Origin of the sequence: Paenibacillus sp. TC-CSREp1, from assembly GCF_050171015.1 — a bacterium.
GTDB classification, from domain to species: domain Bacteria; phylum Bacillota; class Bacilli; order Paenibacillales; family Paenibacillaceae; genus Paenibacillus; species Paenibacillus silvae.
Genome location: NZ_JBNOKM010000025.1, coordinates 20,374 through 41,575 on the forward strand (window position 1 = coordinate 20,374; position 21,202 = coordinate 41,575).

Annotated in this window: 19 protein-coding genes and 4 pseudogenes; 5 read left to right on the forward strand and 18 right to left on the reverse strand. The window is 44.5% G+C overall.

Annotation, left to right across the window (positions count from 1 at the left end):
* Nucleotides 1-11: 11 nt before the first annotated feature.
* On the reverse strand, nt 12-569 hold the full coding sequence (locus ACQSGY_RS27005; RefSeq protein WP_427181682.1) for a helix-turn-helix domain-containing protein: 558 nt from the start codon (nt 567-569) through the stop codon (nt 12-14).
* Between the two features lie 66 nt (nt 570-635).
* Between ACQSGY_RS27005 and ACQSGY_RS27010 the strand changes: the two are divergent.
* Nucleotides 636-843, forward strand: a pseudogene (locus ACQSGY_RS27010) (IS3 family transposase); the annotation flags it as partial.
* Between the two features lie 86 nt (nt 844-929).
* Here the strand turns inward: ACQSGY_RS27010 and ACQSGY_RS27015 are convergent.
* The 4 genes from ACQSGY_RS27015 to ACQSGY_RS27030 all read right to left on the reverse strand — a co-directional run bounded on the left by ACQSGY_RS27015 (nt 930) and on the right by ACQSGY_RS27030 (nt 4,580).
* Nucleotides 930-1,490, reverse strand: coding sequence for a DedA family protein (locus ACQSGY_RS27015; protein WP_427181733.1), 561 nt, complete (start codon nt 1,488-1,490; stop codon nt 930-932).
* Nucleotides 1,491-1,764: 274 nt separating this feature from the next.
* Nucleotides 1,765-2,388 (reverse strand): undecaprenyl-diphosphatase, encoded by a 624-nt coding sequence (locus tag ACQSGY_RS27020; protein ID WP_427181683.1) that lies wholly within the window; start codon nt 2,386-2,388, stop codon nt 1,765-1,767.
* Between the two features lie 114 nt (nt 2,389-2,502).
* Nucleotides 2,503-3,906 carry a HAMP domain-containing sensor histidine kinase gene (locus ACQSGY_RS27025; protein ID WP_427181684.1) on the reverse strand — a complete coding sequence of 468 codons (1,404 nt, stop codon included), beginning with the start codon at nt 3,904-3,906 and terminating at the stop codon, nt 2,503-2,505.
* On the reverse strand, nt 3,903-4,580 hold the full coding sequence (locus ACQSGY_RS27030; protein ID WP_427181685.1) for a response regulator transcription factor: 678 nt from the start codon (nt 4,578-4,580) through the stop codon (nt 3,903-3,905). Before ACQSGY_RS27030 ends, ACQSGY_RS27025 begins: the two co-directional genes overlap by 4 nt.
* A gap of 508 nt (nt 4,581-5,088) precedes the next feature.
* On the opposite strand from ACQSGY_RS27030, the gene ACQSGY_RS27035 reads away from it, so the two are divergent.
* On the forward strand, nt 5,089-6,294 hold the full coding sequence (locus tag ACQSGY_RS27035; protein ID WP_427181686.1) for a hypothetical protein: 1,206 nt from the start codon (nt 5,089-5,091) through the stop codon (nt 6,292-6,294).
* A 9-nt stretch (nt 6,295-6,303) separates the two neighbouring features.
* On the opposite strand, the pseudogene ACQSGY_RS27040 reads toward ACQSGY_RS27035, so the two are convergent.
* The 4 genes and pseudogenes from ACQSGY_RS27040 to ACQSGY_RS27055 form a co-directional block, all read right to left on the reverse strand.
* Nucleotides 6,304-6,761: pseudogene (locus ACQSGY_RS27040) on the reverse strand (aldo/keto reductase); the annotation flags it as partial.
* Between the two features lie 140 nt (nt 6,762-6,901).
* The gene (locus tag ACQSGY_RS27045; protein WP_427181687.1) at nt 6,902-7,765 is read right to left on the reverse strand and encodes an SDR family oxidoreductase; all 864 of its coding nucleotides are present in this window, start codon (nt 7,763-7,765) and stop codon (nt 6,902-6,904) included.
* 103 nt (nt 7,766-7,868) lie between these two features.
* Complete coding sequence (locus tag ACQSGY_RS27050; protein ID WP_427181688.1) at nt 7,869-8,723, reverse strand: helix-turn-helix transcriptional regulator; 855 nt, start codon at nt 8,721-8,723, stop codon at nt 7,869-7,871.
* A gap of 725 nt (nt 8,724-9,448) precedes the next feature.
* On the reverse strand, nt 9,449-10,429 hold the full coding sequence (locus ACQSGY_RS27055) for an SDR family oxidoreductase (RefSeq protein ID WP_427181689.1): 981 nt from the start codon (nt 10,427-10,429) through the stop codon (nt 9,449-9,451).
* Between the two features lie 200 nt (nt 10,430-10,629).
* On the opposite strand from ACQSGY_RS27055, the pseudogene ACQSGY_RS27060 reads away from it, so the two are divergent.
* Nucleotides 10,630-10,803 (forward strand): annotated as a pseudogene (locus ACQSGY_RS27060) (hypothetical protein); the annotation flags it as partial.
* Nucleotides 10,804-10,832: 29 nt separating this feature from the next.
* Here the strand turns inward: ACQSGY_RS27060 and ACQSGY_RS27065 are convergent.
* A pseudogene (locus ACQSGY_RS27065) lies at nt 10,833-10,913 on the reverse strand (DUF302 domain-containing protein); the annotation flags it as partial.
* A 198-nt stretch (nt 10,914-11,111) separates the two neighbouring features.
* On the opposite strand from ACQSGY_RS27065, the gene ACQSGY_RS27070 reads away from it, so the two are divergent.
* Nucleotides 11,112-11,495, forward strand: a complete 384-nt coding sequence (locus ACQSGY_RS27070; RefSeq protein ID WP_427181691.1) for a collagen-like protein — start codon at nt 11,112-11,114, stop codon at nt 11,493-11,495.
* Between the two features lie 78 nt (nt 11,496-11,573).
* On the opposite strand, the gene ACQSGY_RS27075 is transcribed toward ACQSGY_RS27070, so the two are convergent.
* The 7 genes from ACQSGY_RS27075 to ACQSGY_RS27105 all read right to left on the reverse strand — a co-directional run bounded on the left by ACQSGY_RS27075 (nt 11,574) and on the right by ACQSGY_RS27105 (nt 16,135).
* Nucleotides 11,574-11,924 carry a DUF1048 domain-containing protein gene (locus tag ACQSGY_RS27075; RefSeq protein ID WP_427181694.1) on the reverse strand — a complete coding sequence of 117 codons (351 nt, stop codon included), beginning with the start codon at nt 11,922-11,924 and terminating at the stop codon, nt 11,574-11,576.
* A gap of 12 nt (nt 11,925-11,936) precedes the next feature.
* On the reverse strand, nt 11,937-12,284 hold the full coding sequence (locus tag ACQSGY_RS27080) for a DUF1048 domain-containing protein (RefSeq protein ID WP_427181735.1): 348 nt from the start codon (nt 12,282-12,284) through the stop codon (nt 11,937-11,939).
* Entirely contained in the window at nt 12,281-12,589 is a 309-nt protein-coding gene (locus ACQSGY_RS27085; RefSeq protein WP_308423455.1) for a PadR family transcriptional regulator, read from the reverse strand. Before ACQSGY_RS27085 ends, ACQSGY_RS27080 begins: the two co-directional genes overlap by 4 nt.
* Before the next feature lie 263 nt (nt 12,590-12,852).
* Complete coding sequence (locus ACQSGY_RS27090; protein ID WP_427181696.1) at nt 12,853-13,362, reverse strand: hypothetical protein; 510 nt, start codon at nt 13,360-13,362, stop codon at nt 12,853-12,855.
* A gap of 131 nt (nt 13,363-13,493) precedes the next feature.
* Entirely contained in the window at nt 13,494-14,552 is a 1,059-nt protein-coding gene (locus ACQSGY_RS27095; RefSeq protein WP_427181697.1) for a Gfo/Idh/MocA family protein, read from the reverse strand.
* Nucleotides 14,553-14,607: 55 nt separating this feature from the next.
* Nucleotides 14,608-15,456, reverse strand: coding sequence for a sugar phosphate isomerase/epimerase family protein (locus ACQSGY_RS27100; RefSeq protein ID WP_188591972.1), 849 nt, complete (start codon nt 15,454-15,456; stop codon nt 14,608-14,610).
* Between the two features lie 34 nt (nt 15,457-15,490).
* Complete coding sequence (locus ACQSGY_RS27105) at nt 15,491-16,135, reverse strand: carbohydrate-binding family 9-like protein (protein ID WP_427181698.1); 645 nt, start codon at nt 16,133-16,135, stop codon at nt 15,491-15,493.
* A 211-nt stretch (nt 16,136-16,346) separates the two neighbouring features.
* Between ACQSGY_RS27105 and ACQSGY_RS27110 the strand changes: the two genes are divergently transcribed.
* Nucleotides 16,347-17,252: an AraC family transcriptional regulator gene (locus ACQSGY_RS27110; RefSeq protein ID WP_427181699.1), complete on the forward strand. Its 906-nt coding sequence runs from the start codon at nt 16,347-16,349 to the stop codon at nt 17,250-17,252.
* A gap of 56 nt (nt 17,253-17,308) precedes the next feature.
* On the opposite strand, the gene ACQSGY_RS27115 is transcribed toward ACQSGY_RS27110, so the two are convergent.
* Nucleotides 17,309-21,142 carry a polysaccharide lyase family 8 super-sandwich domain-containing protein gene (locus tag ACQSGY_RS27115; RefSeq protein WP_427181701.1) on the reverse strand — a complete coding sequence of 1,278 codons (3,834 nt, stop codon included), beginning with the start codon at nt 21,140-21,142 and terminating at the stop codon, nt 17,309-17,311.
* Between the last annotated feature and the right edge of the window lie 60 nt (nt 21,143-21,202).

The following is a 21,202-nucleotide window of genomic DNA, read 5'->3' on the forward strand; positions in this document are numbered from 1 at the left end:
ATTACAGGCAATTAAGATTCCGCATAATACATAACAACCTGTATCGTTACATCTTCGTCCGAATTATTGATATAACGGTGTTCAACATTGCCTGCAAATCTTATAGCCTGTCCTTCTTGTAAGGCGTATATTTCATCCTTAATCTGTAGATTAAACACTCCTGAGGTAACCGTGATGTACTCTTGAACCCCATCATTGTGTGGGAGTGAAACATAGTTACAAGTAGGACTAAGAATAATCGTAAACATTTCAATACGTGTTTGGGGGTCAAACGGAAACAGTAAGTATACTCTGCAATTTCTATTGTCTTCTGTTAAATCTGGAATTTCTTTTCGAGTTGCAATGGATACTACTGCATCATCCTCTTTAAGTAGAGATGAAAACGAAATATTAAGTCCCGTAGCAATTTTCCACACGGTTGTCACTGTAGGCTGCGTTTCTCCTCGCTCAATTTGATGAAGCATACCTTTACTAACCTTTGTTAAATCAGCAAGCTTATCTAAGCTTAACTGCCTATGTTTTCTAATACGATGCAGGTTGTTTCCTATCCTGATGTGTATAGCATTCAAGAAGTAACACCTCCTTTCGTTCATTATATTCTACAAATATACCATTATACAAAACAATTCACAAACATTGGTACGCCTGCTGTTAATACCCCAATCGAATCGTTTCATTCCACGCTACAGTCCAAAACATTCTATCTCGAAGGATTAACCTGCACAACGATGGTTATCGTTGAACAGACCGTTCAAGACTACATTTCACGGCTATAATTCAATTTGTATTCAAACGAAACTAAATAACCAGTCGCCGATTGATTACCGACGACTAGCCGCTTAACTTGAAAGGTGTTTTGATCCCTGTCTCACGAATGGGGTTCAATCCAAATTGCTCTTAGTTCTTTTAAGACTATTTGAATAGAGACCCTAACCCTGTATTTTTTTCTTTCGTGTTAAAGATTTATACAAGATATATGCAATCATTAGAAGAATAGCTCCCCATAAAATTGGCTGAGTATAAGGGGCAGCCTTTTCATAGATGTTCTGCCAATTCTCACCTAAACTTTTACCCAGCGAAATAAATAAAATGGCCCATAATACGGAGGCAAGTCCAGAATAAGACAAAAATTTGACCATATTCATGTTGGATATGCCTGCCGGAATTGAGATTGCTTGACGGACAACCGGAATAAAGCGTGAGGTGAATACGACACCTGCACCATATTTTTGAAACCAACGTTCAGTTACATCAACATGTTTTGATTTGATATGAAGATACTTTCCATACTTATCTATAAAAGCCCTTCCTCCATATAAACCTATTACATAAAGAATAATCTGTTGGAAAAGACAACCGATGGTTCCGAAAACAACTGCTTCTATTAGATTGATTTGTCCTTGATAAACTAAATAGCCAGCATAAGCTAATACAATTTCACTCGGGATAACCTCAAGAGCTAGCCCCAATAATATTCCCCAATATCCCATCCCTGTGATTGTTTCCAATATTCGATGAATGATTTCACCCAATGTATTCCGCCCTTTTCTTATAATTTAATTTGTTGTTTTTTGTGGTTGTATCTTTTATTCAGATAACAACTAAACTATATTGTATCGGTTCACCGGGGCGGATGGATTGCAATCCCTGGTAATGTATTAGCTCCAGCAATAATAATCGAAGCCCAGATGAGACGAGAACAGGCTCATCCGATACACCTTAATTTTGCTGATCAGAAGTTGCTGTAATCATCTTCGTCCCAGGTTACTTACCTGATTGAATTTGTCCTTTCTTGGTCACGTTCCGGGGCAATATCTTCGATTCGTATTTTTCATACCACCCGAGACCTGCTTTAAACGAACGGGAAATGAACGAGAAATGCTCCGCAAGGCGGTGCACCCCTGCTGCAACTATGATACCGATCAGTGCCCCACCCAATACGTCGAACGGATAATGTACGCCTGTCCATACCCTGGAGAAAGCAATAGCAGCAGACAAGAGCAGCCAGATTATTCCTTCTTTACGGCGATATATAACGAAAGATGTGGCGATGGCAAAAGCTCCGATGGAGTGATCGCTTGGAAACGACGCGTTGGCTGGATGCGGTATCAACTGCAGCACCGTATAGGATACAAAAGGTCGATCCCGGTAAAATAGATGGCCTATCACCCAGCTGATCCCAAGCCCGATGAAAACGGAAACGACAGACTCAGCTACCATTTTTCGATTGCTTTCCTTACGACTAAACCAATAGACCAATAGACCCACAAAAAATAAATAGAAAGCATATTCCGCCAAAAAACGCATAATAGCATTCAAGGAGGGAGCAGCTTTCCCCCACGCATTAATGAAATGAAAAAGCTCATAATCGATTTGACCGATACTCATTTCTCATACTCCTTCGTCTTATTCTGATCTGTTAATGATAACGATCGATGAAAATAAGCTTAACGAAAGATAATGAAAATTTAATGAGAATTAGCCTTTCGATTACATCATTAATTATGGTACCGTCGGGAAAGACAAGATTACGCAGGTTCCTTCGTCTTCTACGCTGATGAGAGAAATTTCGCCCTGATAGTGCTGAATGAGATTTTTGGCGATCGCCAGACCCAGACCCGTTCCTCCAATTTCTCTGCTGCGGGCCCGGTCTACACGGTAAAATCGGTCGAAAACATGCTGGATTTCAGCCGTCGGTATGCCGATTCCATGATCCTGAATGGATATGCGCAACTGTTTTTTTTCTTCATAGCTGCGAATGTCGATTTCTTTATGATCCCCTGAATACTTGACCGCATTTTCAATGACGATAAACAGCATTTGTTCGAGGTGAAGTGGATTGATCTTCACCATTTTGCCGCTCTTCTCCCCTTTCATACGGAAAGTGAATTCCGGATACAGATCTTTCATCCTACGGAGAGTTTTGGTCAGAAACGGTTCAATCCGAATTTGTTCAATATGATTGGTCAAAGTCGAGGACTCAGCCCGCGACAGCGCCAGGAGCCCTTGAACGAGCCCTTTCAGTCTTCGGACTTCCTGAAGCGACGCCTCCAGCGACTCCTCCAGGACAGCCTGATCTCTTTTTCCCCACCTGTCCAGCAAGTTCAAGTGGCCTTCCAGAATGGTGATGGGCGTGCGCAGTTCATGCGAAGCATCGTCCACGAACTGCTTTTGCTGGCGGAAGGACACTTCCAGTTGGTCCATCAGCTCATTGAACAGGCTCGCCAGCTGCGATAGCTCATCCCCGTTTTCGATATTTGCGACGCGTTCCTGAAGCCCGTTTCGCTTCACATTTTGAATGGTGATGGCAAGCGCCTTAACCGGCCGTAAAAACTGCTTGGCGATCGCCCAGCCGCTGGTAGCGCTAATGCATACGGCCAAAAAGCCTCCGATGACCATGACCCACAGCAGCGTATCGTTAAAATGGTCGAAGGTCTCGAGATTCGTTGCAATTTCAATCGTTCCAGCTTCGTTGTTGATCATAAGAGAAGCCCGGTATACGAGAATATGGTCCTCCTCATGCCATACATCCTGCAAGGAGTTAATCGTGCTCGGAAGCGGTTGGACCCAAAGTGGATTAAAATGGTCCGCAGCCAGCAGCAGCTCCATCCCATTTTTATCAATTAGGCGAATCATTTGATTTTTTCCTAGAACATTTCGCATAAAGGAGTTTGTTTCCGGTGAATGCAGCAATTCCCCGTTAGTCGGTTGATCCTCTAAATAACCCTGAACCTGTGACATCATGACATGAAGCGCGTCCCGCTCTTGGTTCAGCATCCAGTGCTTCAATACCAGGTACTGGGCAAAGTTGTACGTGGCGAACAGCAGAAAAATGAGCATCGTTGCGCCGATCGTCAGCTTCCATATAACAGGCAGCCGTTTGAGCCAATCCGTTATCCGTTTCATGGCCGCATCACGTATCCCATTCCGCGCACGGTCTGGATGACGCTTTCTTCTCCGGGAACATCCAGCTTATTCCGCAAATACCGAATGTACACATCGACCACATTCGTTTCTACCAACGAATCGTAGCCCCATACCAAGTCGAGCAGCATATCTCTCGTTTGGACAAGGTTTGGATGCTTCATAAATATGGCCAACAGGTCGAATTCACGCTTGGTCAGTTCAACAGGGTTACCGCCACGGGTAACAACTCTCGCATCCAGGTCCACAATGATGTCCCTGAATGTCAGTATTACCCGATTCTGCTGATCCCGCAGCTCGATCCTGCGGAAAATCGCGCGCATGCGGGCAAGAAGCTCCTCGATGTCAAATGGCTTGGCGATATAATCATCTGCACCGCTGTCGAGGCCTTGCACCCGGTCCTCCAGTCCATCTCTGGCCGTGAGCATGATCACAGGAGTGCTTTTCACATTCCGGAGCCTGCGGCATACCTCTACCCCATCCAAATGTGGCAGCATAATATCCAGCAGGATCAGATCCCATTCCTCCTTCAAGGCTAGTTGAAGTCCGCTGGTTCCATCATGGGCAGCACGTACAAAGAATTGCTCATGCTCAAGTTCCAGCTGGATAAAACGCACAAGGTTTTTTTCGTCTTCTATAATAAGTATTCTTTTCATTGATATCTCCTCCAGGTTACAGCTCTGAGACAAGTATATTTAAATATCATGAGAAATCGATGAGAATACAAGTACTGATGCTGCTAATCCTTACTATTTGGTCATCCCCTGAAATTATAAACCAATGATAATCCTTTATCACATTTTCTATACTTTCTTATATCTTCAAAAAGGCAGAGTAATTAAAAAATGATGAGAAATGCCAATACTCCATGGAGGAGATTTTATCCATCGCTTACTGTACAGCTTCGGTTGAGATAGGTCATTTTCACAGAAAATTCTCATTTTATGCTGTTACACTCATGGACAAAACCGAATCAACATGGGCAGTAATAGCAGCAGAGACAGGTTGTTTCTATGACGATAAAGGAGGAAGCAAATGGAACAGTATACGCATAATTAGGAGGGTCTGGCTCAGCAGTCGGATAAGTATGTGCCGTTGGATCTATGGGCTGTCCATCGTATGCATTAAGTTGTGGGAGACCACTTTAAAGAAAGGAATTTATATATGCAGGAAAACCAAAATAAAATGATAATTTTACTTAACAAAGTGCCACAAGTGACGATTTTCTTTTGGATCATCAAAATTTTATGTACAACCGTTGGTGAAACATTTGCTGACTTCATCAATTTCAACGTTGGACTTGGTTTAACTATGACTACCATTATTATGGGAGTTTCGTTTTTTATTGCACTATTTTTTCAACTTAAATCAAACAAATATGTTCCAGCCATTTACTGGGCAACCGTTGTTCTTATAAGTGTATTTGGAACACTGGTAACGGATAATTTGACAGATAATATGAGCGTACCACTTGAGGTTAGTACAGCTGTATTCTCGGTGCTGCTAGGACTCACTTTTCTATTTTGGTATCTTAGTGAAAAAACACTATCGATCCACTCAATTTTGACTAAAAAAAGAGAAGTTTTTTACTGGCTTACAATCCTTTTCACCTTTGCAGTTGGAACAGCAGTCGGCGATTTATATTCAGAACAACTTGGTTTTGGATATCTTAACACAGGAATAGGCGTTGTTTTTATTATTGCTCTTGTGTTCTTAGCTTATAAATTTTTGAAACTTGACGGGGTATTAGCTTTCTGGATTGCATATATTTTAACTCGTCCGCTTGGAGCGTCACTTGGAGATTACCTATCTCAATCAAAAGTAAATGGCGGATTAGGACTAGGGACAACCGTTACGAGTGTCATTTTTCTGATCTCTATTTTAGCGATCGTCATTTTCCTTGCCGTTTCAAAAATTGATACAATTACTAATAGTGATATAGCGGAAACAAACCAAAGTAGTGAAAATAAGAAACATGTGCTGATACAAACAATTGTTGTACTCGTAATTTTCTTAGTTGTTGGTATAGAGGGTTATAACTGGCGCAGTAATTATATTGCATCACAAGGTGCTGCTGATCAAGCTACATTAGGAGGTCAATTAAACGATTTTGTTAAAATTGAAAATGATATGCTAAACGCTGTAAATAAAACCGAATTTGCTACAGCAAAAAAAGTCGCTGATAATTTGGAGCATCAATGGGATACACAAGAACCTAAGCTTCGAAAAATGGATAGCACTACATGGACAAAAATTGATGGAACAATTGACTCTGTTCTAGCAGCGGTTCGTTCTTCAAACCCTGATGTTATTCAAAGCAAAACAGTTCTTACTAATTCACTTATTGTCATAAAAGATGCAAATAAATAAAAGGGGGCCGATCTCCTTGATCTTGCCGACAACCTCAATGTTCTTCCGGAAGTTTTCTCCTTGGAACCGAGGCATCCATCTGCGAAGATCGTCGGTCGCCAGATCCTCGAAAGTGCGAAGCTCGCCGGAGAAAAAGCCGCTGCTCAGTGGACTGCAGGCCACATGGGTAATCCTCAGCTCTCTTACGGTAGGAAGTATCTCCTCTTCGCTGTCACGGCTCCAGAGCGAATACTCACTCTCTAGCACGGAAATTGGATACACAGCATGAGCGCGGCGAATGGTGGAAGCGGAAGCCTCGGACAGGCCGAGCGCCCGAACTTTGTCTGCCATGACCAAGTCTGCCATTGCTCCGTCCGTCCGCCTATTGGATTTGTGGATCGACACGGTGTTGGTAGTATATCGATGTAATCCGTATTCAAACAACGAAGGCTATCCTCCACTGCTTGCTTAACATAATCAGGATGGCCCACTCAATGGCCACTTCGTGCATCTAAGTGTTCTACCAAACAAAAGTCGGCACTAAACATAGAAAAAGGCAGCTGTATTAAATACTCGCTGCCTAAACTAAATTTCCAGTTAGCTCAATAAAGCATCTTCAGTAGGTTTATCACACGACGTCATCCGCGTCTGTTGAGTAGGCAAGATCTTTCTGAGCTTCCAATTCATCCAGCCTTTTCACGAGCGCTGCGCGAATGTCGTTGTAAGCATCACTACCAAGCGGTACTCTAAGTGGACCTTCCCCCTGATCAACGAGCTGAATGATAGCACGAGCCATCTTGTCCGGATCGCCAACGACAAGCTTTTCTAACATGCTTAGATCGATGCCGGGAACCTCCCCCTTCATCATGCTAATCATTTTTCCGGAGGCTTGATCTCTGTAGACGTCCATCTGTTCGCCGAATCGGCCATTGCTGGCAGCAAATCCTGTGCGTATACCGCCTGGGTCTACGATAGTTGTCTTTATGCCGAAGGGCGCGATTTCTTGGGCCAGTGCTTCGAAAGCACCTTCAATGGCCCATTTGGATGAACAGTACACCCCCATCCCGGGTGTTGCATAATGGCCGGCTTTACTGGCGATTTGCACAATATGACCGACGCCCCGGTTCCGAAGATGGGGGAGAAACGCTCTTGCTACGCGAAGCGAGCCGAACACGTTGGTCTGAAATTGATGCTCCAGTTGGTCATCACTCGCTTCCTCAATTGCCCCGTAGAGTCCATACGCAGCGTTGTTCACGACGACATCGATCGTACCTAGTTCGCCAATGGCACGTTCCGCGACCTCTTTGATCTGAGCCGCATTGGTCAAATCCAGATTTGCCTGCCACAATCGGGAGCCGTATTGGGCCTGCAGCTCATTAAGTAAGCCCGGTTTGCGTATAGTGGCAGCGACGCGGTCGCCTCTTTCCAACAAATGATGTACCATTTGTATAGCAAGTCCGCCCGTTGCTCCGGTAATAAACCAAGTTTTCATTCGAAATAACCTCCTATTGATGTAATTCCATCTTAGGATACATCAATAGGAAAATATTTAACCACAGCATGTCTATTCTAGTAACCGTACTAATAGGCTAGCTTCACCCCTTATCCTTTTCCAGCAAACGGATGAGCTGCTCTTCCGTGTTTGTAGTGGCAACTGGCATGAAGATACACCAATGTAGATTCGGATCGTTGTCTATACCTGCGGCAGAGTGTATCTCGAAATCCATCCTCTGTCCGTCGGGAAGAAAATAAGCCGCTCGAGTTACCCGTTTCTGCTGTATTTCGAATAAATCCCAGAAGCGGGCAAAATCTTCGCTATCCCGAAGCAGTTGTTTAAATCGCTCCATAAACACGGGGTTATCCTTATAACGATCGAAGTTAGCGCGCATGAACGCGGTACTGTAACGGGCAAGGGACTCCCAATTTTCCAATCTGCGCCGATAATCCGGGTTTAAAAAGATCAGCTGAATGAGATTGCGCTCCTCTTCGGGAATACTGCCAAAGTCCGCAATGACTAACTCGGCGGAACGGTTCCACGCGGTGATTACGCCCGTTTCTTCGTTTGAAATAAAAGAAGGATACTGGAACTGCTCTACAAGCTTTTGCAGAACAAAACGGTCAATATCTTTTTCGCTTTGGGCCTTGTCTGTACGCGAGATATCTCCATTTGCAAGTTCGAATAAATGTTGAAACTCGTCGGTGCTCAACTGCAGGGCTTTGCCAATACTTGTGAGGACTTCCTGTGATGGTTTGGTCTCTCGACCCTGCTCCAGCCAGGTATAATATGTCACGCTGATGTTGGCAAGATATGCGACTTCCTCTCTGCGAAGTCCAGGGGTTCGCCTGCGACCGGGAAGTGGCGAGATACCCGCCATGGATGGCTGAAGCCTTTCGCGGCGGGATTTGAGAAATTGGCCTAGCGAAGACTGCATATGCGGGGTGGTTTTCATGTGTTGCTCCTTTCCTTATGTTGTTCTTATACTTTTGAAAACAGAGAACTAACATCTACTTGTTATACGGTTCGCGCTGTCCTCCGTTGTTTCTTTTCTCCAGAGCAAACATTGCATTATAAAGTCTATCCCAGTTAAGGTATTCGGTTCCCATTCTCCATGATTACGTAGAAATTCGTGTGCCCATTGTTCAACCATTCGGCTTCGACTTTTAGCCATATAATGAGATCACTCACCTTGCTTCAATCCCTCAACTTCAAACGGATAACCACATACGTTATGTCACTAAACTGTCCGATAGTTGAATAGGCTACCTATCAAGCTGGCAGCCTATTCATTATACTATCGTTCCGCGTTAGTTCAATGATCTGATTAGAACAGCTCGGCATGTTTGATATATTCCAAAGGTACGTTTGCTTTGATATCAAATACCCTTACGAATGTTACATCGAAGCTTGGAAAATGAGGTAATGCTTCTCTCGCCGCCTGATCATAATTTCCTTCAAATGGGGTGAAATCTAAGTCTTTATGTCTGATAATATTTAGATTATTGGATAATTCAGCTCGTACTTTGGGTAGCAATAATAGGGTGGTCTCAGTCCTATTTTTGACATGGGCCAGGAATCCTCGATATAGACCATCTTTACTTTTTCATTTGAATGGTTTACAAGCAATAGCTTTACTTCTGGACTAAACTCATATCTCAAAATGGTAACCCCCTTCGATTAGGTATGTGTGGATTCTCCCCCATCAACATGAAGAACTTGACCAGTAACAAAACGAGAATCATCAGAAGCAAGATAGACAAAGGTTGGTGCGAGTTCAAATGGATGGGCAACTCGTTCCATTGGATTAAATGCTCCATATACAGCGACTTGGTCTGACGAGAAACTTGCGGAAATAAGTGGAGTCCAGATTCGGCCGGGGGCGACGGCATTGACTCGGATCCCTTGTTTCACGACATTTTTTGCCAGAGCACGTGTCCAACCCACTATTGCGCCTTTTGTTGCCGTATAATCAATCATTTGCTGCTCACCTACATACGTCACCACTGAAGAAGTGCCAATGATTGAGCTGCCTGGTTTTAAATGAGGAAGCGCTGCTCTTGTTGTATAAAAATGAGAATATATATTAACTTTGAAGGTGTCATCGAACTGCTCATCTGTAATGTCAAGAAGACTTAGCTGTTGAAATTGGATCCCAACGTGGTTACAAAGAATATCGAGACGTCCAAACGTATTTACTGTTTGTTCCACAATGGAGATACACTGATGTTTGTCTCGTAAGTCACCAGGCATTAGAATACAACGTTGTCCGAATTGTTCAATCCTCGTTTTTGTTCTATTTGCATCCTCATGTTCGTCTAAGTATGAAATAGCAACATCTGCGCCTTCTTTAGCAAACGCAATGGCTACTGCTGCACCAATACCACTGTCACCCCCTGTAATAAGGGCTACTTTTCCTGTTAACTTTCCACTCCCTTTGTAGTTCGGGTTTTCGATAATTGGAAGGGGTACCATGAATTTTTCCTCTCCGGGATGGCGCAGCTGGCGCTGTTCAGGTAAACTTATCGGAATTTCTTCATAACGTGTGATTTTCCCATAGTTAGGATACATGGGATAAGGTTGGGTTATCATGTTCGCTTTAAACATTTGTTGCATTTGCTTTATTTGGTCTAATTGACGACTTTGATCGTTTTGATCCATGGAAACCTCCTGTAGAAACAATTTCTTCTATAGAATGTCTATGTTGATCACTAAAAATAAAGTAATAATAGTGTGAAAAAAGTTGATTCATGTTGTCCACACTCTTCTCTCTTCTGGTTACTTTCCTTCAAGGACATAGCCGCACTAAATCGTGTACATCTGCCTTTGCCAGACTTTCCAGCGTATCTGACGCCTAAGCTGCATACAAGACGGTTTGCATGATTAAATCCAAGACTATGCAAGCTTTGGTAACTGACCCGGAACTGATGCAAATTTTGCAACAAGATGTGTCACTATCACAACAGCAACTTCAGGAGCTGGTGAAGTGCTGTCTATTGCGATTCTTGGGACAAGAACTTGTACCGATAAAATAAAAAAGCCGCTACATTAGCGACTTTCAATGTGTAGGCTTAGGCATTCCATTCTTGGTACTTCCTCCTTCTTCATACACTGCGAGCTTGCAGGGAAGGAAATAACCGACTAGCCTTTGTAATCCGACAAATGAATACAACGCCCCCATTTATGACTCCGCGCGCTCAAGGTTAAACGGTCGCTGCTTGAGCGAGTATTGTCTACTTGACAAGGTTATGACAAATTTGCGCCTTTCTATGGGCTTACACCCATTCCCCTGCTCAATTGCCTACATACAATACACTAGACTAATGAACAGGAGTGATGTTATATGACATTTTTACCTCCTTTTGGACCAGGCGGAGGGTTTGGCGGACCTGGGGGTCCCGGAGGACCCGGTGGACCCGGGGGAATGCCTGGTTCTCCATCGTTCCCCGGGGGTGGAGGCGGCGGGCCTCAAGGCGTGCAAGCACCTACTGGGCCGCCCCCTTCATTCATTCCACAGCAACCCGCTTCGTTATTTGCGGTAGATCCAGGAGCCATATCCGGCTGTCTGTTTCGCTACACATATATTTGGCCAAATCGCGGTCCCGGCTTTTGGATGTACCCGGTATTTGTCGGCAGAAATTCGGTGGCTGGCTTCCGCTGGAATGGCTTCTTCTGGATGTATAGCGGCATTGATCTACAGCAAATCAGCTCGTTTAGCTGTTTCTAGAATGAATCACCCTGTATGCGGATCAATCCTGCATACAGGGTGATTAACATTTATTTTATAAGAATAAATATCTGTTAATTACCTTGTTTTATCCGTAACCTTTTTCATGGCCTTTCTAACTTCTTGGTCAACAGATTCTTGATAAATGTCCGCATAAGTTTTGGAATTTTTAATTAGATCATCACAAAAAGCCGCTACATCACTGCCAGTAACTTCGAGCACGCTTTTCCCCAAGACCGTGCCCTCTTCAAAAAGATCGACAATTCCCGAGAGCAAACCCGTCCCGTTAGTTAGCTCGACAGGGCCGACTTTAAAGAGATATTTTTGAATCTCTTTATAAACAATCTGATAATCTTGCGGGAGTCCTTTGACACGCGCCATATGCGCTCGCCACTCTTTTTTTCCTTCAATAATATCTCGGATTTTCAAAGTACTCTCCTCCTATTTACCTAATTTTTTAACAACATTATTATTGAGTTGCTCTCGCCACTTGTCCCGATAAGATTTTGCCCCTTCTTCGCCAGCCAGTGCAGAACAGAAGCCTTTGATATCGTCACCTAAAACCTCTTGGATACGCTGCCCCTCCGCTGCGCTTTCTTCCAACAGGCCAAGCACACCGTCCAAAATTGGCATGAGGTTTCGTCCGGTAAAATCGGAGTGTGACCAAAGGTGGCCATTAATTTCTTTCCATGACGCTTGATAATCCGCCGGCAATTTTTTGACTCGCTCTTCAAAAGCTTTGAATTCGTTTGTCATGTCGTTTCCGGTGATTTTATCCCAAAAATTCATTGTTTTTTCTCCTTTAACTCGTTCATTTTTGATGATACGAATTCCCATTTTGCCCAAAACTTCCGCAGTTCCTCATGCCCTGCTTCATTGATCGCGAAAAACTTTCGCGGCGGTCCCATTTCGGAAGGTTTCTTGGTGGTCTCCACCAGCTTGTTTTTTTCAAGCCGGATCAGGATGGTGTACACCGTTCCCTCCACAACATCTGTAAAGCCGAGTGCGTTCAGCCGCCGTGTGATTTCGTAACCGTAGGTTTCTTTGCGGCTAATAATTTCAAGTACACAGCCCTCAAGCACGCCTTTAAGCATTTCCGTTAGGTTTTCCAGCAAAATCACCCTTTACTATTCTGTATGACTGGTATGCAGTAATACTTAGTACCACTACAAAGTAACACGTAGTAGATGTTTAGTCAATAGCATTCTGTCGCGGATAACACTTTTTCCTCTAAACTAACGGTTGGCTTAATGAAATAAAAACAATTTTCTCCCCCATTGATACTGTTATTTTACTTCTGCTCCAAAAAAACATCACAAAAAAAGGACGGTTGGCCGTCCTTTTGCTTATATCTGCTTTATGCTTTTTGTGAGGAACTTGCTTTGCTTCGATTAACTTGGATTAACGTACCAATAACACGGATTGTAATCATTGCTGCTGTCATAAATATAAATAATGGCCCGATTATATTCAAGTTGAAATGGTGTTCCATTGCAAAGCGGTACGCTTTTTCCCCGTTATTAGTAATTAGCTCAATCAGAATAATGCGTAAAATAAATACCAGAGACAAAATCCCTATACTTGCAAAACCGCTGAAAACGTAGACTTGCTGGGTATTTATGTCGAAATCAACACGACTCAAAGATATCAGAATTGTGCCAAATACGCCACCAATTAGGATTGAGGCTACTAAAAGCCATAAATTGTTTCCCTCGGTTGGTATATCCTTTAAGTAGGTAAAGCCAAAGTAAGAAAGGAATACAAAGGGTAACAGTATACGAATCATGTTGAATCGTTTACGACCAAAGGAGCTATACACAAGTACAGCAAAAATAGCGATTGTTGATATCCATAAGTCAGTTGTCATGGTTCCTCCCTGAAGGTATCTAAGATTTGTTTTAATCATACCTTTTGTAAGGAGGTCGTTCGTCCACCCATGGATTGACATCCTGTCTCTGGTATCCATCTATAGATGGATAGTTTCGTTTTCGCTAAACCCTAAATTAATGTGCTTTTATCTCGCGCTGTCAGGCTGCCGGCCTTTTCCCCGATCGTTATAAGCGCACCTCGTTCATCCGCTGAGCGTATCTCTGCTTCAATAATTTCAAGACTTCCTGTTGCACTCTCCGGTGTGCATACCGTAACGGGTGCCCCTGCTGCAACCGAGCGGATAAAGTACCGGATTTGCTGATAATACCCCGAGTCTGGAGAAAGATCGGCAACAAAGCCTGGTGCATCATTCGGATTCACTTTTAGTTCTCCATTCTCAAATACAAGGTTTCCCTTCTCAAAATTAACGCGGAATGTCATCGAGAAACCGAAATCTCCCTCCAGCGTCCAATCTGCTTGTGCATTCAGCACCTTTCCGTCAGGATACAGATAATGGGTTGATACAATGTCATAACCACTTTCAGAAATCACATTACGTGCGAGTGTAGACACTTGGTCGGGTTTTCCGAATAACCAATGGATGATATCCGTATCATGGATATGCATATCTAATATACAACCACCGCTTTTATTACCATCCAGGAACCATTCTTGAGGCGAACCTGAACCACGGAAGAAATAACCTGCCTTCACCGCTCCATACCGATCCTCTTCAACCACTGACTTGAGATATTCATAGGCTGGCCAAAAGCGTAAACATTGACCGATCATCAGTGTTTTTCCCGTCTGTTTGGCGACATGGGCCATCTTCCATGCATCTGATGAATGGCGCGCCACTGGCTTCTCACAAAGCACATGGATGCCTTTTTCCAACATCGCACATGTGAGTTCTGCGTGCAGCGGTGTAGGCAATGTAATATCGATGATATCCAGTTCTTCTTGCGCCACCATTTCAGCGATGTCGTCGTATAGCCGATAAGGTGTAAGGTCATAAATTTCTTGCTCTGTTGCCATATTTCCGGATGCTTTTCCATGCTTTAGTTCGTTTATTCTCAAATCACAGATGGCAACCAGTTCGATAGCTTCCCCTTCCGAGGCAAGACGTATATAGTTATCAAAATGCATGCGCCCCATAAAACCAAAACCAACCAAGCCCACTTTCAACATGTGTTTCCCTCCTAATGCAAAAATTATATTTCACTAAATTCGTTGTTATATGAATTTAATCAATGAATCTCTCCAGGATAGCATCCATTGCTCTGGACGTGTTGTATACGATCTGCTCTGAATGATGGGTGTATGGAGGAATCATCTCTGCTGTAACGTAGTTGTCGTAACCAATCATACGCAATGCTTCCATAACTGCGGGATAATTCACATCTCCAGCGAGCAGATCCACAAAGCCATGCAGTCCACCCGCTTGTCGGCGATAATCCTTAAAATGAACCTTTTTGATCCGGTGCCCCAGAATACGAACCCATTGTTCCGGATAGCCGCTCTGCACCGCGTTGCCTACGTCGAAATAGGAGCCAACATACTTGGATTGGAAGGAATCGATGAACGTACGAAGTTCAAGCGGCGAGACCAGAAACTTGTTCCACACATTTTCAATTCCAATCGATACTTCAGCACTTTCAGCATATGGCAGCAGGTATGCGATAGCTTCCTGAGCTCGCTCATAGGCCACCTCGTAATCAGTCACTTCACTGTCAGGGATAAAATCAACTCCTACCGCACCGGGAATAACCAAGATCGTATCCACGCCAAATGCCGAGGCAAGTTCCAACTGTTTTTTACAAACATCCAGTGCTTTGGTGCGAGTCTCCGTATTCGCACTCGTCATGGGAAAATCCCAGTATAGTCCGGTAGCCAGACCCGCAATCTCTATACCGGCCTCTTCAAGACGTCCTTGAATGTCACGAATTTCCTGGTCTGTGGCAGACAGGCTTAGCTCCCCTTCTCCATTAAGCGATAGTTCAATCCCCTCGAATCCCGCCTTCTTGGCTGTCCAAATACAGTCTGCGATGGATGAGTTCCCTGGAAACGACCATATGTTTATTCCTTTTTTCATCTTAATTGCCTCCTCGTCGTTATGAATAGCAATGCTAAGCGAATCGCAATAGACCAAACTTGGACGGCACATGAAAGTTAATGGCTCCGGTTGGTTGCCAAGCCTGATATTCCCGCTCTCCCTGTTCATTCTCATCAATGCGATACATGTTAAATCTCCAGCATAATCCTGAAGTCAAAGGTGAGTTGAAATTGTCGGATGGGATATGGATACAATACACTCGGTTACCATGGTTGTCGGCCTCCACCTCGGTTTGAAGTCCCTCCAAGTGCCAAGTTACATCTACCTTCAGCTTCGATCCCTGTCCGTCATCATTTTGGATAAGAGCATCGAAAATCACGTTGTTCGGACTGATCTCCAGCTCCATGTAGCTTCGGCCATCCCCTTTTTCGTCAATAAAGATTTCAACGACGTCTTCTTCGTACAGAGGTTGATCTCTCTCGGTGAAATTGGATACGACGTAGGGGTCCTGACATGTAAAACGGATATGAAGGTAATCCTTACTCCAGCCCAAACGTACTTCAGTTGATTGCAGGGGTGGCAGTCCCGTCATTGTATCGACCAAATTTAGCGGCACACAATTTTCCCAATCCGATGGAGTAGGCAACTTTCCCTGCGTCGTAAATTTGAGTTCATTACAGAGGTAGGTACTGCTTCGTTCCGCAGGATGAAAATCCATTCCGCTTCATCTCCTTAATTGGACTTAGTCTGTCCATTAATTTGACTTAATCCGTGATGTTGTAACTATGGAATGAAGATGTAATAATATTTGTATTATATATATTTTTTTCTGAGATTGATTTAGAGGATCAAGAGATTATTTGTACAATTCCGTTCAGTTTTAATCATCTGATCCTGGCATTGAATTACATAGAAAGGAGTTGAAGTCGGTGTCACCTTCGCAAAGGGATTATCCAGTACAAAGAACTGCAAATTACAAGGAATGGTCTCCCAATGTCCACTATGCACAATTCCAGACCCTACCTCCAGGCAAACTCCCCAGACGACGACTGTATGATTTCGAAGTTCTCTACGTCTGTCAGGGTGAAGCAGCGACCTACATGGACGATAAACGCTACACCGTAAAAGCCGGAGAGCTCATTATGCTACCCTCCGGGGTATATCATCAGAATGAAGTCGTATCTCGTCCAGAGGCGCGTTTCATTGGTATTCACTTTGACTTTTTCAACGAGTTAACCATTCAAACCGAGGCTGATATGGTTGTAAATGAAGAGACTATCCAGCTGCAAAAATTCGCTGCAGAAGCCTGCGCAGAAGGGATGACTCCGTTATCGGCGACCCCCGTCTATTCACTATCCTCTGCTGCAGTTCAACTCATGGAACAGCTGGTCCATGAATTTACGATGCGCCCGCCAGGTTATGAGCTCATATGCAAAGCCTTGATGCTGCAATTGCTCACCCATCTGCTGCGCTCACCTTATCTGAACTCATCACGCCATCTTTCCGTTCATGGGGATAAGCTGCGTGAACTCATGAAACAGATCGAAGATGCTCCTTCAGAGCCTTGGACCAATTCAGGGATAGCCAAACAAATGAATCTTAGCATAGACCACACGGCAAAACTTTTCAAACAAATGGTTGGCATGCCTCCAAACGAATACATTCAATTCGTCCGTCTAAGGGAAGCACGCAAATTGTTACGGGAAACGGACTGTTCCATCGAGGTGGTAGGCATACAAAGCGGTTACCCTGACATCCATTATTTCAGTCGCACATTCCGCAAACATGAAGGGATATCTCCTCGAGAGTACCGAAAATTATCACGAATGTTATAAAAAGGGTTCCTTCATCCGGTCTTGAGCCTTCTGTTCCCACAAGATAACCGGCTTCGTCATGGTTTCAATTGTGTTTGCAGTTTAATCAGCAATGTCCGCCCGAGGGTATCTCGCATATTAATCTTGAGCTTCACCGTGGGTGATAGTTGCAGGACCTCGATCCGATCGTCTTTACCCAGTATGCTCGCTGCATCTGCATCCAGCTCCAGTTCAATATAACCCTGATTCTCCAGCGTAGGATCAGACACTGAAAGCTCAATCGTATCCGCCTCCGGATTTTTTCTAATTATAATTGAGGCTTTTTTATTCGAAGTAACGCCATCTACTGAAGTCACAGTATCCGTCCAGAAATTATACCCGGCAACGTTGAGCGTATTCTCTCGGACCGCCTGAACCATCTTTGAATTGGCGAGAATGGTGACATCTGGCGAATCGGCGTATTCTTTTGTTTCCTGCTTGCTTGCATTTGGCAAAATCATATATTCATACTGGCTGTCAGCAGGGTTATTCCCATGATCAATCCACATGGTCAGGAAATAATTCTGCAGCAGTTCGGTAGGTGTTGTTGCAGAAGGAGGATTGCTGAGATTAATGTCGGACCATCTTCCCTCTTGAATTTGTCTGGTCAATTTGATCGGTGAATGATGCGGGAGGATATAACCAATGTTCGAACCTGTTACATTTCCCTCCAGATAAGCCCATGATGGATTCTCTATCTCTTCATTTACTATGGTCCCATTCAATTCTTCACCATTCACGAAGAAACGGTTGGAATTGTCCTCTTTCAGCTTCCGCTGCTCAATGACGGTTTCTACAGGAAGGTTATCTGTGCTTGTAATGCCAGCACCCAGCGCAACAATTTCATTGTCAAAAGTGAACCAGGATTTCCGCGCCTGCATTTGTGTGCCGTTCTGAATCAGTTCCATGCCTGTAACGCCGAATGTATCCAACGTTGTGCCGCCCGCCCAGGAATTAAGCGGGACGGTCTCGCCATCCCCATATTGATAATTGCTGGAATTCCTTGTCCGCGAGACAACCGTTGTACCCGGCAGTCGGTTCCAGTTCACCGTTGCCCAGAAGCTGCCTGTATACTGGGACAGATCCTGATTGTAGAGATATGTCATCCCGTCACCAGTATACCAGCCTTTAGGATTCTCTCCATTGGTAAGCTCATAGGTAGCAATACGCTTTGAGCTTTTACTGACTCCGAACAGGAAGTCTTCGCCCCGATGTACACTGCGAGCCATGCCATTCAACTCATAGTGTGCCTGAACATCGGTGGCGGGAACAATCGCAGGATCTTCCACCCAAGCCTTGATCGTATCTGCCAAATCCAGTGGAAACTGATAGTATGATACCCCCCGGCTTAGCTGATACTCTACATGATATTTCACGAAGCTCTTTAATTGAAGCGATAGCTCGGCAGGAGATGTCACTGCAATTCGGGCGATACCTGCCAGAATGTTTCTGCCGGAGTAATAGGCATCTGCTGCCGGCCTGACGATTGCGCGACCTCTTGTCATATCAATTGCCTGCCCTTTATATAAAATAGGAGCAAATCCTTCGTCGATCCACCGATAGATATTATTCATTTCGGGAACGATCGGCTCCCAGGTGCTTCCGTTCAGCAGAAACATCAGGTTCCCTATCCCCTGTATCAGCACCTCCCCATAACTTCCCGTGTAGGCTATCGTGCTGTGCTGCACATATGAGCCGTCTTCATAGAACCCGTCGCCCGCTGCTGTGTACTGAAATAGCTCACTCATCCCGTTTCTGGCCTGAATTAGCCGGTCATAGTTATGTTCGACAAGTCCCATACGGACTTGAATCAGCATGATATCCGAGCGGTTGGCACCTGTTTGTGTAAAAGAAGCGGCGGTGATGTCCCCGATATGATGATCAATGCTTGCCGTATTTCTCAGAATTTGTTCCGGTGTCAAATCGTCATACATCAGGATCAGAATATCGGCCAAACGATTGGGAACGCCGATATCCCAGTTCCACCAGTTGCCGAATTCGATGCCCGTGTCCGTGTATAACTCATCCAGCATCCAGTCCATGGCTTGCAGCAGATCGTCCTTTAGCCCGGAATTATGGTAGAGTGAGGTTCCTTTTGTCTGATAGGCTAATGCCATTGTCTTCAATCGGGTATAGTGGTTGTTGATATAAGTAGAATCACTGGCGGAAGCGGGCAGGTCATTCCAGAGCGTTGTGCCTCCCGATGAAAGTTGCATGCTCTCCCAGTATTGTTGAGCTGCAGACGCATTGGTCTCAATAATGGTTTGCACTGCCGTGTCATTTACATCCAGAGAATCTTTACCGATCAGAGTCTCCTTCCAACGCTGCCTGAGTTCATCATATTCTTCTGGATTTTCCGGCTGGGGAGCAACCACCTCAAGTGTAACTGAATCCCCAACTCCGTTAACTGTGTTTGCGGACACCGTTGCCGTACCGACGCCAAGTGCCTGTATTTTTCCATCTGCAGTCACACTTACAATTTCCGGGTGATCGGATACCCAGCTTAACTGTGATTCCGTTGCATTCGCCGGCTCAACATTTGCGGTGAGTTGCAGGCTGTCGTATTTGGAAATTTGTGAGGGTGGAGAGGTAATGGCAACAGAGGCGACAGGAATATAGGGAGTAACAACAACGGTAACCTCTGCAGAGATCGTCGGATCGGCTTGTGATACTGCTGAAATCAGCGTAGAGCCGACCGATATTCCGGTAATTTCACCAACGTCATTTACGGTGGCAACGGCAGGATTGTTGGAACTCCAGTTTATTGCCTGATTCGTTGTATTAAGGGGATCAAATACAGGCTGCAGTATTTGTTGGCTTGTTACCGCAAGACTAACTTCATCCGGCAATATGATGCCCTGCGGCAGTACGGATTGGGTCACTGTCACTGGAACCGCAAGTGAATAATTGCCCTCATAAGTGCTCACATTCACTGTAGTGCTGCCTTCTTTGAGCGCATGAACCGTACCATTAGTCACCGTGGCCACGTCAGGGTCATCCGTACTCCAAAGTAAACGCTGGTCGGAAGCATTTTGCGGTAAAAGCGTAACCACTATATTGGTGCGGGCACTCTCCGGCAGCTCAAGCTGTGCCACTGAACTACTGATTCCCGTAATTGGAACGTATTCCGTGAGTTTCAGGTCATCGACCATCCACTCTGCCTGCATACCACTTTGAAAATATTGATTGAGGTAGATATGTCTAATATTCATCCAGACGGAGGGCAGCGAGGCTTCCCCTAAATACTGATCATTCAGGAAATAAGTTATGGAGCGGGCTGAATTGTCTATGAACATTTTTATGTTGTACCATGAATTCTTCTCATAGTGTGCAAGGAGTTGATTGCTGGCATCCCGTATTTCTCCTGCATTATTAAAGGTAAGGGCTGAAATATTAGTAGTGCTTGTAGCGGGGTAAGGCGCATTAAGGCTTCTGAACTGAATCTCCCGGCGATGCGTAGTACTGTTCATATAAACCGACGCTTCAAAAACTAGCTTTCCAGCGATGCCGGTATTGCCAGCTTCCGTTCCGCCCAGATTATTTCTTCCGGTACTCACGTTTTTGGTATTGGAAACGATTTTGAGACTGTAATCCTCACGCTGGGGAGCATTTTCTATAGTCACATAATCTGTTTCTGCCAAAGAATTATAGATGCCCCAACTTCCGCCGACCGAGCCACTGTATGTGGAGCCGTTATAGAGCTTTGTATTCTTGGCATTTCCGCTTTCATCATAGTTAACATTTACGTATACGGTGCCAGCGGCGAACGCCGATGGCAAGGCTGTAGCGGGAATGATAAGCGATAGAATCAGCAGCATAATGATAAAACGGAAGAAGAACGATTTAATGAATGGCTGATTATACACTTGCATACCAACCCCTCCAAAATTGTGATTTTGCATCAAAAGCCTATAAATGCAGCAAACGAAATT

Excerpts from the sequence above, each read along its gene's own strand:
- ACQSGY_RS27015 (WP_427181733.1), bottom strand. The coding sequence starts at position 1,490 with ATGGGATATTGGGGAATATTATTGGGGCTAGCTCTTGAGGTTATCCCG.
- ACQSGY_RS27020 (WP_427181683.1), bottom strand. The coding sequence starts at position 2,388 with ATGAGTATCGGTCAAATCGATTATGAGCTTTTTCATTTCATTAATGCG.
- ACQSGY_RS27025 (WP_427181684.1), bottom strand. The coding sequence starts at position 3,906 with ATGAAACGGATAACGGATTGGCTCAAACGGCTGCCTGTTATATGGAAG.
- ACQSGY_RS27030 (WP_427181685.1), bottom strand. The coding sequence starts at position 4,580 with ATGAAAAGAATACTTATTATAGAAGACGAAAAAAACCTTGTGCGTTTT.
- ACQSGY_RS27035 (WP_427181686.1), top strand. The coding sequence starts at position 5,089 with ATGCAGGAAAACCAAAATAAAATGATAATTTTACTTAACAAAGTGCCA.
- ACQSGY_RS27045 (WP_427181687.1), bottom strand. The coding sequence starts at position 7,765 with ATGAAAACTTGGTTTATTACCGGAGCAACGGGCGGACTTGCTATACAA.
- ACQSGY_RS27050 (WP_427181688.1), bottom strand. The coding sequence starts at position 8,723 with ATGAAAACCACCCCGCATATGCAGTCTTCGCTAGGCCAATTTCTCAAA.
- ACQSGY_RS27055 (WP_427181689.1), bottom strand. The coding sequence starts at position 10,429 with ATGGATCAAAACGATCAAAGTCGTCAATTAGACCAAATAAAGCAAATG.
- ACQSGY_RS27070 (WP_427181691.1), top strand. The coding sequence starts at position 11,112 with ATGACATTTTTACCTCCTTTTGGACCAGGCGGAGGGTTTGGCGGACCT.
- ACQSGY_RS27080 (WP_427181735.1), bottom strand. The coding sequence starts at position 12,284 with ATGAATTTTTGGGATAAAATCACCGGAAACGACATGACAAACGAATTC.
- ACQSGY_RS27085 (WP_308423455.1), bottom strand. The coding sequence starts at position 12,589 with ATGCTTAAAGGCGTGCTTGAGGGCTGTGTACTTGAAATTATTAGCCGC.
- ACQSGY_RS27090 (WP_427181696.1), bottom strand. The coding sequence starts at position 13,362 with ATGACAACTGACTTATGGATATCAACAATCGCTATTTTTGCTGTACTT.
- ACQSGY_RS27095 (WP_427181697.1), bottom strand. The coding sequence starts at position 14,552 with ATGTTGAAAGTGGGCTTGGTTGGTTTTGGTTTTATGGGGCGCATGCAT.
- ACQSGY_RS27100 (WP_188591972.1), bottom strand. The coding sequence starts at position 15,456 with ATGAAAAAAGGAATAAACATATGGTCGTTTCCAGGGAACTCATCCATC.
- ACQSGY_RS27105 (WP_427181698.1), bottom strand. The coding sequence starts at position 16,135 with ATGGATTTTCATCCTGCGGAACGAAGCAGTACCTACCTCTGTAATGAA.
- ACQSGY_RS27115 (WP_427181701.1), bottom strand. The coding sequence starts at position 21,142 with ATGCAAGTGTATAATCAGCCATTCATTAAATCGTTCTTCTTCCGTTTT.